The following is an 11844-nucleotide window of genomic DNA, read 5'->3' on the forward strand; positions in this document are numbered from 1 at the left end:
GGTAGACAGATGTTCGATTTTGAAGCGCTGAGCCAGGCGATCCCAAATCAGACCGTGCTCTGCGTCGGCGATCTCATGCTCGACGAGTTCGTCTATGGCGATGTATCCCGTGTTTCGCCGGAAGCACCGGCGCCCGTTATCGCGGTCCAGCGTAGCGAGACCAATGTCGGCGGTGCCGGCAATGTCGCGCGCAACATTGCGTCTCTCGGCGCGCGCTGCATCTTTGCCGGCCTGATCGGCGAAGACGAGGCGGGTGCGAAGCTGAAGGCCGATCTGGCGCGGGAAAGCCTGATAGAGGCCGTGCTGGTATCCGATCCCTCCCGCCCGACCACGCGCAAGGTGCGCTTCGTCTCCGAGCATTTTTCCACCCACATGCTGCGCGCGGATTGGGAGCAGGCCGTGCCGGCCTCGGCCGATGTCGAGCAGCGGCTGATCGGTGCGATCCTGCCGCTGGTCGCGCGCGCTGACATCGTGCTGCTGTCTGACTACGCCAAGGGCGTGCTGACGGCGCGCGTCATCCGCAACATCATTGACGCCGCGAAGAAGCTTGGCAAGCGCGTGATCGTCGATCCCAAGAGCGTCAATTTCGCGATCTATCGCGGGGCCACGCTGCTGACTCCCAACCGCAAGGAGTTTGCCGAAGCCACCCGCAGCCGCGCCGACACCGACCAGAACATTGCCGAGGCGGCGCAGGACGCGATGTACCTTGCCGACTGTGAGGCCATGCTGGTGACGCAAAGCGAACACGGCATGACGCTGGTGGTTCGCGGCGGCGAAGCGATCCATGTGCCGGCGCTGCCGGTCAAGGTACGCGACGTCTCGGGCGCGGGTGACACGGTTGCCGCGGTGCTGGCGCTGACGCTTGCGGCCCAAGCCGATTGGGAGACGGCGCTCAGGATGGCGAACGCCGCGGCCGCGGTCGCGGTCGGCAAGAAGGGCACCGCTACCGTGACGCCCGCGGAGCTGCGGCGGAAAATCCTGCCGCATGCGTCGCTGGCGGCCGAAGAGAAGATCGTGCCGGCAGGCGGCGATCTCGCCGTGCATCTGGCGGAGTGGCGCCGGCAGGGGCTGCGCATCGGCTTCACCAATGGCTGCTTCGATATTCTGCATCCCGGTCACGTCAAGGTGCTGACGGCGGCGCGCGGCGCCTGCGACCGCCTGATCGTCGGCCTCAACAGCGATGCCTCGGTGAAACGATTGAAGGGCGAGGGACGCCCGGTGCAGGATGAGCGGGCGCGCGCCGAAGTGCTGGCAGCGCTGGAGGCGGTCGATCTCGTCGCGATTTTCGCGGAGGACACGCCGATCGACCTGATCACGCGGGTGAGGCCGAGCGTGCTGGTCAAGGGCGGCGATTATACGCGCGAGCAGGTCGTCGGCCACGAGATCGTCGAGGCTACCGGCGGCGAGGTCGTGCTCGTCGATATCCTGCCGGGCCACAGCACGACGTCGCTGGTTGGCCGCGCCCGGGGAGGCAAGGCGTGAGCGCGAACGCAGCTTCGTCGCCGATCGCCAAGGCGCTGCCGATCTGGCGCGATCCGGCCGCATGGATGAAGGTGAGCGACGTCGTCGCGGTCCTGCTTGCGCTGTCGCTGCCATGGTCGACTTCGCTGGTCGGTATTTTCGGCGCTGTGCTTCTGGTCACGGTTGCGCCGACGGTCGAGTTGAAGAGCTTTGTTGCCTCGCTGAAGCGCCCGATTTCCGCGCTGCCGATCGTCCTGTTCGTTCTGGCGCTTGTCGGAACCCTGTGGTCGGACGCCGCTTGGGGCGCGCGATTCTATGCTGTGGGGCCGGCCGCGAAGCTCCTGGTGCTTCCGGTCCTGCTCTATCATTTCGAGCGCTCGGCGCGCGGGTCGTGGGTGTTTGGAGCTTTCCTCGTTTCGTGCACGCTGTTGATGCTGATGTCCTGGCTGGTGTTTTTGCGTCCCGAACTTTCGTTGCGGACGCCGGAGCTCGCCGCGCGCGGCATCTTTGTCAAGAACTACATCGCCCAGAGTCAGGAATTCACGCTGTGCGCGGTTGCGCTCGCCTATCCGGTCATCATGCTGCTGCGGGAAAAGCGGATTGCGCTGGCCGTGCTGCTCACCGCCATCGCCTTCGGCTTCTTTGTCAACATGGCGTTCCTGGTGGTGTCGCGCACGGCATTGGTCACGGTGCCGATCATGTTTGCGGTGTTTGCGCTGCTGCATCTGAGGTGGCGCAGCATCGTCATCATCCTGTGCGTAGCGGCCGCGTTCGCCGCCGTTGCCTGGCAGACCTCGCCAGCGTTGCGCCGGACCGCGGAGACGTTTGCCCGGGATTATCGGCTCTACAAGGAACAAAACATGCCGACATCGATCGGGCTGCGGCTCGAGTTCTGGCGGAAGTCTTTCGGTTTCTTTGCCGAGGCACCGCTGATCGGCCACGGCACGGGCGCGACGCGCGGCCTGTTCGAGCGCGTCGCCACGCACGACTCACACCAGGCCAGCAGCGAAGTGATCGGAAATCCCCATAACCAGACGCTCAACGTCGCGGTGCAATGGGGCATTGTCGGTGTCGTCATACTGTACGCGATGTGGCTGTTGCACCTGCTCCTGTTCCGTGGCGACGGGCTTGCGAATTGGATCGGGCTTTTGGTCGTAGTGCAGAATATCTTCACCTCGTTGTTCAACTCCCACATCTTCGACTTCCATGAAGGCTGGATGTATGTGCTGGGCGTCGGAGTTGCCGGAGGCATGGTGCTGCGCGCCAGGTCAGAGGCAGCGGAATCTTCCGGAACAGTCCGGCCATGATCGCTGGCGTGCACGCCGCAGATAAGATATCAGCGGGCGAGGGACGCCCCGCGAATCCCGATCGTTTCCGCAGCCGGCCAATGGAATGACGCCTCTTTCGCAACTGACCCGTCGCAATTACCTGATTGCAGCGCATGATGCGTTGGTGACCGCGCTCGCGCTGCTCGCAAGCTTCTACCTGCGCTTCGAGGGAGGCGACGGCTTCTATGCCCGCCTGCCGCTGCTGCTCAAGATCTTACCGCTGTTCGTCGCCTTCAGCATCGTTATCTGCTACGTCTTCAATCTGACGACGACGAAGTGGCGTTTCATTTCGCTTCCCGATGCGCTGAACATCCTGCGCGTGGCGACCATTCTGGCGGTAGCGCTCGTCGTGCTGGACTACGCCTTCATTTTCGCCGCATCGAACGGCAAGGCGCCGGTGCTGTTCGGCCGTGTCACCATTGTGCTCTACTGGTTCCTTCAGGTGTTCGCGCTGAGCGCGCTCCGCTTCGGATATCGCTATTTCCGTTACACGCGGGTTCGCCGCCATGCGCGGACCGAAGGCGCGTCGGCGACGCTGTTGATCGGCCGCGCCGCCGACGCCGAGGTGCTGTTGCGCGCGATCGAGAGCGGCGCAGTCAAGCAGCTTTGGCCGGTCGGCGTGCTGTCGTCGTCGGCCGCGGACCTCGGGCAGTCGATCCGCAACGTGCCGGTGCTGGGCGGGATCGATGACGTCGAGGACGTGGTCCGCGATTATGCCGGACGGGGAAAGCCGATTTCGCGGGTCGTCATGACGCCGTCGGCGTTCGAACCGGAGGCACACCCCGAGGCGGTTCTGATGCGGGCCAAGCGGCTCGGGCTGTTCGTCAGCCGCCTGCCGTCGCTCGAAGGCGGCGACGTGCCGCGGCTGACCAATGTCGCCGTCGAAGATCTTTTGCTGCGGCCAAGCGAGAAGATCGATTACGCGCGGCTTGAAGCGCTGGTGAAGGGCAAGGCGGTGATCGTCACCGGCGGCGGCGGCTCGATCGGTTCGGAGATATGCGACCGCGTCGCGACCTTTGGCGCTGCGCGGCTGTTGGTGATCGAGCACTCGGAACCGGCGCTTTACGCAGTCACGGAAGCGCTGACGGCACGCGCAGCCAATGCCGCCATCGAAGGCCGGATCGCCGACATCCGCGATCGTGACCGGATCATAAGCCTGATGCGGGAGTTCAAGCCCGATATCGTGTTCCATGCCGCCGCGCTGAAGCACGTGCCGATCCTCGAGCGCGATTGGAGCGAGGGCGTCAAGACCAACATCTTCGGATCCGTCAATGTCGCCGACGCCGCGCAGGCGGCGGGCGCCGAAGCCATGGTGATGATCTCGACCGACAAGGCGATCGAGCCGGTCTCGATGCTGGGCCTGACCAAGCGCTTCGCCGAAATGTATTGTCAGGCGCTCGACCACGACCTGATGACGCAATCGGAGGGCAGGCCGCACATGAGGCTGATCTCGGTGCGGTTCGGCAACGTACTGGCCTCGAACGGATCGGTGGTGCCGAAATTCAAGGCGCAGATCGAGGCCGGCGGTCCTGTCACGGTAACGCATCCGGACATGGTCCGGTACTTCATGACGATCCGCGAAGCCTGCGATCTCGTGCTGACCGCAGCCACGCACGCGCTGACGCCGGCGCGACCCGACGTCTCCGTCTATGTCCTCAACATGGGACAGCCGGTCAAAATCGTGGAGCTTGCCGAGCGGATGATCCGCCTGTCCGGCCTCGAACCGGGCGTCGACATCGAGGTGGTGTTCACCGGCATGCGGCCGGGCGAGCGGCTGAACGAGATCCTGTTCGCCAGCGAGGAGCCGACGGTCGAGATCGGGGTCGCCGGCATCATGGCGGCTAAGCCGAATGAGCCGCCGATGCAGATCTTGCGCAAATGGCTCGCGGCACTGGAGGATGCAATCGGGCGGGATGACCGCTCCACCATCCGCGCGGTGCTCAAGGATGCCGTGCCGGAATTCGGATCGAACGCCGCCTGATTTTGCTGCCTCGCCCGGTCGGTCCCCGCGGCCATTCGTGCCCCTTCGGAAGCCATGATGCAGAAGTCCGGAAAAGTCGTCGTCGTCAGCCAGCATTACCCGCCCGATCCGAGCACGACGGCAGCGATCATGGCCGCGATTTCCGACCGCGTGGCGCAGGAGGCCGAGGTGCTGGTGCTGTCGGGAACGGTGGGTTCCGCGATATCGGTGCAAGCGGGCAAGCCTGAGGTCGTCGAGGTCAAGAACTGGATGCCGGGCAAGGGCGCGCTGGGAAAGCGCGCCGTGGCCGAATTGCTGTTCACGGTCCGGATGTTTTTCGTGATGCTGGCGAGGTTGCGGCGCGGTGACGTCACGCTGACCGTGCCGGCACCCTTCATGCTGCCTTACGCTTTTGCCGCCGCGGCCAAATTGAAAGGCGCGAGATCGGCGCTGATCATGCACGATCTCTATCCCGACGTCCTCGTCATGGCTGGCCTGTTGAAGCCGCAGTCGATCGTTGCGAAAGCGATGCGCGCCTTGAACGCGCCGATGTTTCGCGCGCTCGATGCCGTCGTCATCATCGGCCGCGACACCGAGAAGCTGCTGCTGCGCTATGGCGGAATGACAAGCGACAAGATCCGCTTCATTCCAAACTGGGCGACACTTGCACGTGGCGTTCGCGCGATCGACCCGGACAATCCATACCGCCGTTCGCTTTCCGCCCGCTTCGTCGTCGGACTGTCAGGCAATCTCGGCTTTACCCACGATCCCGTCGTCGTGTTCGAAGCGGCGCGCCTGCTGCGTGACGACAAGGATATACACTTCCTGCTGTCGGGCTGGGGGATCGGGTTCGACCAGTTGAAGGCCATGCAGGCTGAGGCAAAGCTCCCGAACGTTACCCTGGTCGATCGCGTCGAGGAGGAGCAGCTGGAGGCGTTTCTTTCGGCGGCGGACGTCTGGATCATTCCCTACCGCAGGAACGTCGCCGGCGTGTCGGTGCCCAGCCGGTTCTACAATCTGCTGGCGATCGGCCGTCCGGTGATCCTGGTTTCCGAAGCGGATGCCGAGGCGGCGCTGACGGTCATCGAGCACGATGTCGGCTGGGTGGTGGAGCCCGGCAACGCCGGCGAACTGGCGAAAGCGGTCAGTCGCGCCGCCCGGGCCGACGACCCACAGCGGGCCGAACGCGCGGCTGAAATCTCCAGGCGTTTTGATTTTGAGATCGCCATGGACGACTATTGCGGGCTGATCCGCGAACTCGTGCAGAAGTAGCTGGATCAGACGCGAGACGGTTGCCGACGTGAGAAACGGTGCATCAAGAGCGCCGTCACGGCGCCTCCAGCACCGAGCAGCAGGCCGGCGATCGCCGTCGACGAGGTCATGACCGAGCCGACCGCCAGCGCAGCCAGCACGAGGTTGAGCGCGAACACCTCGCTCACCACGCGCCACACCGAAAAGCCGTTGTCGGTGGCGCGCTGATAGAAGTGGGTGCGATGCGCGGCCCAGAACGGCTCGCGCCGCGCGACGCGCCGCAGCAGCGTGACGGTCGCATCGGCGAGGTAGTAGAGCGGCAACAGCAGCGCCGCTGCCACTTGCTGGTGCCAGGCGAGCTGCAAGAGACACCAGCCGGCCAACAGGCCGATCGGCAGGCTGCCGACGTCCCCGAGAAAGATTTTTGCTACCGGCCGGTTGAAGGGCGCGAAGCCGAGCATCGCGCCGAACAGCGCTGCGGCGGCGACCGTCGTCGATGCCGGAAGTCCGCCGAGCCAGCCGAGCAGAACGAGTGCGCCGGTGATGGGCACGATCTCGGCGACCGTCATCAGGTCCAGCCCGTCCATGAAGTTGACGAGGTTCACGAACCACAGGCCTGCGAGGATCAGGAGGCCGCGCTCGAGCCAGAGCGGGCAGGCAGGAACGATCCGTAAGCCGTCGGGGGCCACCAAGATCACCGCCGCGACGGCTAGTCCCTGCAGCAATAGCCGCGGCACCACGGGAAGCGAATTGACGTCATCGGCAAAGCCGACGGCCGCGATGAACAGCGTCGCGCCGAACACGGCTATGGGGATTTTCATCTCCGCCGTGCCGGCAAACGCGATGACTGTGACGGCCGCGATCAGCGTGGCCGCGATCACCGCGATGCCTCCACCTTGCGGCGTCGGAATCCGATGGGAAGAGCGCGCATTCGGTTTTGCCAACGCTATTCGCGCGAGTAGCGGCCGGACCGCCCAGGTCAGCACGGCCGACAACAGCACAGCCGACGCCGCGGCAGCAAACGACAGCAATAATTGCGAATTGGTCATTCTGTCCGTGCGGAAAGCTACTCGAAGGTTATTTGGGAACCTCGATCGGCGCCGTGCCCTGCGCGGCCTTCTCGGCGCTCAATATCCAGACCAGCCCGCCGATCGCGCCGACGATGAAGGATACTGCGCCATAAAGCAGGGAGATGTTGACGCCCTCGTTGGCCATCAGGCCGGCATAGCCGAACGCCAGCCCCATGGTGGCTTCGCGGACGCCCCAGCCGGCAATCGAGATCGGCAGCATGGTGATCAGCATGACGGGTGGAACGAGCTGGAAGATCTGGCCGAACATCACGGGGGCGGCGATCGACTGCACCACGCACCAGGCGATGACGACGGCAAGCACGTGCACCAATAACGACAGCACCGCGACTTTGGGGCCGTGAGTGCGGCTGAACAGCACGCGATTGGCGATCACCGAGCAGGCGTGGATGTGATGGGTACCCCACCAGTGCTTCAGCCACGGCCACCGCAGCCTGCCGAGCAGGAGAAATCCGAGGCCGCCGGCAAGCGCTGCGAAATCGACGAACAGCAGCGCCGACCTGCCGTGGGGATCGGTGATCAGGCGATAGCTCCACGGCAGGCTCGCAACGATGACGACCGCGAGCGCGATCAGGCCGATGGCGCGGTCGACGAAGATGGAATAGGTCGCCGCCCGCCAGCCGGCGCCGTTGCGCGCGACGAGCCATAGCCTGACCGCATCGCCGCCGATCGAGGACGGTAGCGTCTGGTTGAAGAACATCCCGATCACGTTGAAGCGCATCGCCTGCCGGGTCGGCAGCGGCGCGCCGCATTCCGCCCCGATCTCGCGCCAGCGCAGGACGCCGACGAATATCTGCAGGAACGTCACGGCGATCGCCACGCCGATCCAGCCCAGGCTGGAAACGTCGATGCGGGCCGCGAGGTCGGCGAGGTCGACCTTGCGCAACGAGAAATACAAGAGCGCCGCCGAGACCAGTATCTTCAATGTCGAAAACAGGATTCGGCGCATCTCGCCCGTGCCGGGTTTGAGAAGAGGGTGCAAAAAGCGATGCAATTCGGCGCCTTGGTATGGTTTTCGGGCCGATCTGGCAATAGCTGGGCTGGTAGGTGTTGCGGTGGCCTCGGCAACGCAGGTAAAGAGGCCTAGCGACAGAAATTTCAGCCATTGAGCGGCGCCTTCCAAGGATACGATGCCGGATCAACCCATATTGGTCACCGGAGCTGCGGGTTTCATCGGCTTCCACGTTGCGCGCCGGCTGCTGGCCGAAGGCCGCGCCGTGATCGGGCTCGACAGTCTCAACGATTATTACGATCCGGCGCTGAAGCGGGCGCGGCTGGACGTTCTGCGCCCAGAGCAGGGTTTCACATTCGAGCAGATCGATCTCGCCGATCGTACGTCAGTGGAACGCCTGTTCGCCAAACACCGCTTTCCCAGGGTGGTGCATCTGGCGGCGCAGGCCGGCGTGCGCTATTCGATCGATCATCCGCATGCCTATGTCGATGCCAATCTCGCAGGCTTCGTCAATGTGCTGGAAGGTTGTCGGCATCATGGCTGCGGCCATCTGGTCTATGCGTCGTCCTCATCGGTGTACGGCGCCAATACGAAACTACCGTTTTCGGTGGACGACAAGACCGACCATCCGATCAGCCTATATGCCGCCACCAAGAAGGCCAATGAGCTGATCGCGCATTCCTACAGCCATCTCTATCGTCTTCCGGTGACGGGCTTGCGGTTCTTCACCATCTATGGGCCGTGGGGACGGCCCGATATGGCGGTTTTCCTCTTTACCAAAGCAATCGTGGAAGGCACGCCGATCCGGCTCTTTAACCATGGCAGGATGCGGCGCGACTTTACCCATATCGACGATGCGACGCGCGCCGTGTTGCGGCTGGTCGACCAGGCACCCGGCGACGCCGGTGGGGCCGCCGGGGCGCCAGCAAAAGTTTACAATGTCGGCAACAATCGTCCGGAAGAGCTGACCCATGTGGTAGCAGTTCTGGAACAGGCGCTGGGCCGCGCGGCGGTCAAGGAGATGCTGCCGATGCAGCCCGGAGACGTGACCGAGACCTTTGCCGATGTTGCGGAACTGATGCGCGACACCGGCTTCAGGCCGCAAACCTCGATCGAGGACGGGCTTGCCGATTTTGTCGCCTGGTATCGTGACTATTACAGGATTTGAGACGCCGATGAACCGACGAATTATTCCCCTGATCATGTGCGGCGGCGCGGGAACGCGGCTGTGGCCGGCCTCGCGCGAGGTTCATCCCAAGCAGTTCCTGTCCCTGTTCGGCGCGCGTTCGACGTTCCAGGATACGCTGTTGCGGGTTTCGGATGCTGGTCTGTTCGAACGGCCCGTCATCATCACCAACAACGCCTATCGCTTCATGGTGCTCGAGCAACTGGCGGAGATCGGACTGGAAGCCGACGTGCTTCTCGAACCGATGCGGCGAGATTCCGGGCCTGCGATCGCGGCCGGCGCCGCCTTTGCACAGGCGCGCGACAAGGATGCCATTCTGCTGGCGCTCGCCGCCGACCACGTCGTGCGCGACACGTCCGCTTTCCTCGCCGCCTGCCGCGAGGGGCTGGCCGCGGCGGAAGCCGGGCACATCGTGACGTTCGGCGTGCAGCCCGAACGCGCTGCCACCGAATATGGCTACATCAATCCCGGCGAGGTCATTTCCGGCAAGGTTCGCGCAGTCGCCAAGTTCGTCGAGAAGCCCGATCCGACAACCGCGGCTGATTACGTCAAGTCGGGCTATCTCTGGAACAGCGGCAACTTCATGTTCCGCGCCGCCGTGCTGTCGGATGAGTACGGCAAGGTTGATGCGGACAGCGTCCAAGCCGTCAGTGATGCAGTGACGAAGGCAGGCACCGACCTTGGCTTCGTCAAGCTCGACGAGGCCGCGTTCGGATCGGCGAAATCGATCTCGATCGACTATGCGGTGATGGAGAAGACCTCGCGTGCCGCGGTCGTGCCGGTCTCGTGCGGCTGGTCCGATGTCGGCTCCTGGCATGCGGTGTGGGAATTGTCCGGCAAGGACGGCGAGGGCAACGCGGCGCGCGGCGCAGCCGTGTTTGAGGATTCGCGCAATTGCAACGTATCGACTGATCGCGCGCTGGTCGCGCTCGAAGGCGTCGACGACCTCGTGGTGGTCGCAACCCAGGACGCCGTGCTGGTTAGCCGGCAGAAGGACGCCAACGGGCTGAAGCGGCTGGTCGCGAAACTGAAGACAGTGGCGCCGCAGGTGACGGAAGACCACATCAGGGTACATCGGCCCTGGGGATCCTATCAGTCGGTCGACAATGGCGACCGGCATCAGGTCAAGCGCATCATCGTCAAGCCGGGCGGGCGGCTGTCGCTGCAGAAACACCACCATCGTGCCGAGCACTGGATCGTCGTGCGCGGAACGGCGCAGGTGACGGTCAATGAACTGGTCAAGACCGTGCACGAGAACGAATCGATCTACATCCCGATCGGCGCGGTGCACCGGTTGGAAAATCCGGGCAAGATCCAGCTCGAGCTGATCGAGGTCCAGACCGGCAGCTATTTCGGCGAGGACGACATCATCCGCATCGAGGACGACTACCAGCGCAGTTGAGCCGACCGTAGTTTTACCGGGCCGGGGTTGTAATTCTTTGAATCAAAACGTGTCCGAAAACCGTCGATCGCGTTCGCCACATCTGTGATGGCGTGCTAGAGAACCGCCGGGGATACTCCGGCGCAGTTCTGCTTAGAATCCGCCTAAAATCTGCTTGGGGTCGACAAATCATGAGTTCCAAAGGGTCCGCATTCGATGCGAAGGCCGACGCAAAACGCGGCTTGCGCGTCGGCGTGGTCGGCGCGGGTGTGATGGGCAGCAACCATGCCCGCGTGCTGGCCGGTCTGCCCGGCGTGACGCTGGTCGGCATTGTCGATCCGTTGCCCGAACACCGTGCGCGCGCCACCGCGCTCGCCGGCTGCCGTGCGTTCGCCGAACTCGACGAGCTGTTTGACGAGGGCGTCGATGCCATTACGATCGCGGCGCCGACCCATCTCCATCACGAGATTGCGCTCGCCTGCATCACCCGCAACATCCACCTCCTGGTCGAGAAGCCGGTGGCCTCGACCGTCGAGGAAGGGCAGGACATCGTCAATGCGGCGCGTAGTGCCGGCGTGACGCTGATGGTCGGCCATGTCGAGCGCTTCAATCCAGCGGTCGCCGCGATCAAGCAGGCGATCTCGGGCGAGGACATTCTTTCGATCGGTATCACCCGCGTCGGGCCATTTCCGCCGCGGATGTCCAATGTCGGCGTCGTGATCGATCTCGCCGTCCACGATATCGACCTGATCCGCTGGTTCACCGAGTCCGATATCGTCGAGGTGCAGCCGCAGCTCTCCAGCGCGGTCGCCGAGCGCGAGGACATCGCGCTGCTGCAGTTCCGCACTGCCTCCGGCGTGCTCGCCCACATCAACACCAACTGGCTGACGCCGTTCAAGGCGCGCAGCGTTACGGTCGCAACCCGCGGCAAATATGTGATGGGCGATCTCCTGACGCGGCAGGTGACCGAGTGCTTCGGCTTCAAGCCCGACGGCAGCTACTCGATGCGGCATCTGCCGGTCGGCCATGATGAACCGCTGCGCGCCGAACTGATCGCATTCCTCGATGCCGTCCGCACCGGCAATATGCCGGCGGTTTCCGGCGACGAGGGCGTCGCCAGTCTCGAGATCGCGATCCGCTGCCTCGAGCAGCCCGCCAAGCCTGCGGCGTCTGCCGCGCGCAAGGGACCGCGCCGCATCGCCGGCTGAGAACCTCTCACTTTAGATTTCTGCAAGGC

9 protein-coding genes are annotated in these 11844 nt (G+C 64.1%); 7 read left to right on the top strand and 2 right to left on the bottom strand.

Annotation, left to right across the window (positions count from 1 at the left end; translation table 11 throughout):
- Positions 1–9: 9 nt before the first annotated feature.
- The 4 genes from rfaE1 to V1292_RS18585 all read left to right on the top strand — a co-directional run bounded on the left by rfaE1 (position 10) and on the right by V1292_RS18585 (position 6021).
- Positions 10–1482, top strand: a complete 1473-nt coding sequence (gene rfaE1 / locus V1292_RS18570) for a D-glycero-beta-D-manno-heptose-7-phosphate kinase (protein ID WP_334374169.1) — start codon at positions 10–12, stop codon at positions 1480–1482.
- Complete coding sequence (locus V1292_RS18575; RefSeq protein WP_442895535.1) at positions 1479–2768, top strand: O-antigen ligase family protein; 1290 nt, start codon at positions 1479–1481, stop codon at positions 2766–2768. Before rfaE1 ends, V1292_RS18575 begins: the two co-directional genes overlap by 4 nt.
- Before the next feature lie 85 nt (positions 2769–2853).
- Positions 2854–4770, top strand: coding sequence for an SDR family NAD(P)-dependent oxidoreductase (locus V1292_RS18580; RefSeq protein ID WP_334374170.1), 1917 nt, complete (start codon positions 2854–2856; stop codon positions 4768–4770).
- A 54-nt stretch (positions 4771–4824) separates the two neighbouring features.
- Entirely contained in the window at positions 4825–6021 is a 1197-nt protein-coding gene (locus V1292_RS18585) for a glycosyltransferase family 4 protein (protein WP_334374171.1), read from the top strand.
- A 5-nt stretch (positions 6022–6026) separates the two neighbouring features.
- Here the strand turns inward: V1292_RS18585 and V1292_RS18590 are convergent, their stop codons facing one another.
- On the bottom strand, positions 6027–7049 hold the full coding sequence (locus V1292_RS18590) for an MraY family glycosyltransferase (RefSeq protein ID WP_334374172.1): 1023 nt from the start codon (positions 7047–7049) through the stop codon (positions 6027–6029).
- A gap of 28 nt (positions 7050–7077) precedes the next feature.
- On the bottom strand, positions 7078–8037 hold the full coding sequence (locus tag V1292_RS18595) for a lysylphosphatidylglycerol synthase transmembrane domain-containing protein (RefSeq protein ID WP_334374173.1): 960 nt from the start codon (positions 8035–8037) through the stop codon (positions 7078–7080).
- Between the two features lie 181 nt (positions 8038–8218).
- On the opposite strand from V1292_RS18595, the gene V1292_RS18600 reads away from it, so the two are divergent.
- The 3 genes from V1292_RS18600 (at position 8219) to V1292_RS18610 (ending at position 11815) form a co-directional block, all read left to right on the top strand.
- Complete coding sequence (locus V1292_RS18600; protein WP_334374174.1) at positions 8219–9208, top strand: NAD-dependent epimerase; 990 nt, start codon at positions 8219–8221, stop codon at positions 9206–9208.
- A gap of 7 nt (positions 9209–9215) precedes the next feature.
- Positions 9216–10628: a mannose-1-phosphate guanylyltransferase/mannose-6-phosphate isomerase gene (locus V1292_RS18605; RefSeq protein WP_334374175.1), complete on the top strand. Its 1413-nt coding sequence runs from the start codon at positions 9216–9218 to the stop codon at positions 10626–10628.
- Between the two features lie 170 nt (positions 10629–10798).
- Positions 10799–11815, top strand: coding sequence for a Gfo/Idh/MocA family oxidoreductase (locus V1292_RS18610; RefSeq protein WP_334374176.1), 1017 nt, complete (start codon positions 10799–10801; stop codon positions 11813–11815).
- Positions 11816–11844: the final 29 nt, after the last annotated feature.

This window comes from Bradyrhizobium sp. AZCC 1719 (genome assembly GCF_036924525.1).
In the GTDB taxonomy this organism is placed as follows: domain Bacteria; phylum Pseudomonadota; class Alphaproteobacteria; order Rhizobiales; family Xanthobacteraceae; genus Bradyrhizobium.

Excerpts from the sequence above, each read along its gene's own strand:
- rfaE1 (WP_334374169.1), top strand. The coding sequence starts at position 10 with ATGTTCGATTTTGAAGCGCTGAGCCAGGCGATCCCAAATCAGACCGTG.
- V1292_RS18580 (WP_334374170.1), top strand. The coding sequence starts at position 2,854 with ATGACGCCTCTTTCGCAACTGACCCGTCGCAATTACCTGATTGCAGCG.
- V1292_RS18585 (WP_334374171.1), top strand. The coding sequence starts at position 4,825 with ATGATGCAGAAGTCCGGAAAAGTCGTCGTCGTCAGCCAGCATTACCCG.
- V1292_RS18590 (WP_334374172.1), bottom strand. The coding sequence starts at position 7,049 with ATGACCAATTCGCAATTATTGCTGTCGTTTGCTGCCGCGGCGTCGGCT.
- V1292_RS18595 (WP_334374173.1), bottom strand. The coding sequence starts at position 8,037 with ATGCGCCGAATCCTGTTTTCGACATTGAAGATACTGGTCTCGGCGGCG.
- V1292_RS18600 (WP_334374174.1), top strand. The coding sequence starts at position 8,219 with ATGCCGGATCAACCCATATTGGTCACCGGAGCTGCGGGTTTCATCGGC.
- V1292_RS18605 (WP_334374175.1), top strand. The coding sequence starts at position 9,216 with ATGAACCGACGAATTATTCCCCTGATCATGTGCGGCGGCGCGGGAACG.
- V1292_RS18610 (WP_334374176.1), top strand. The coding sequence starts at position 10,799 with ATGAGTTCCAAAGGGTCCGCATTCGATGCGAAGGCCGACGCAAAACGC.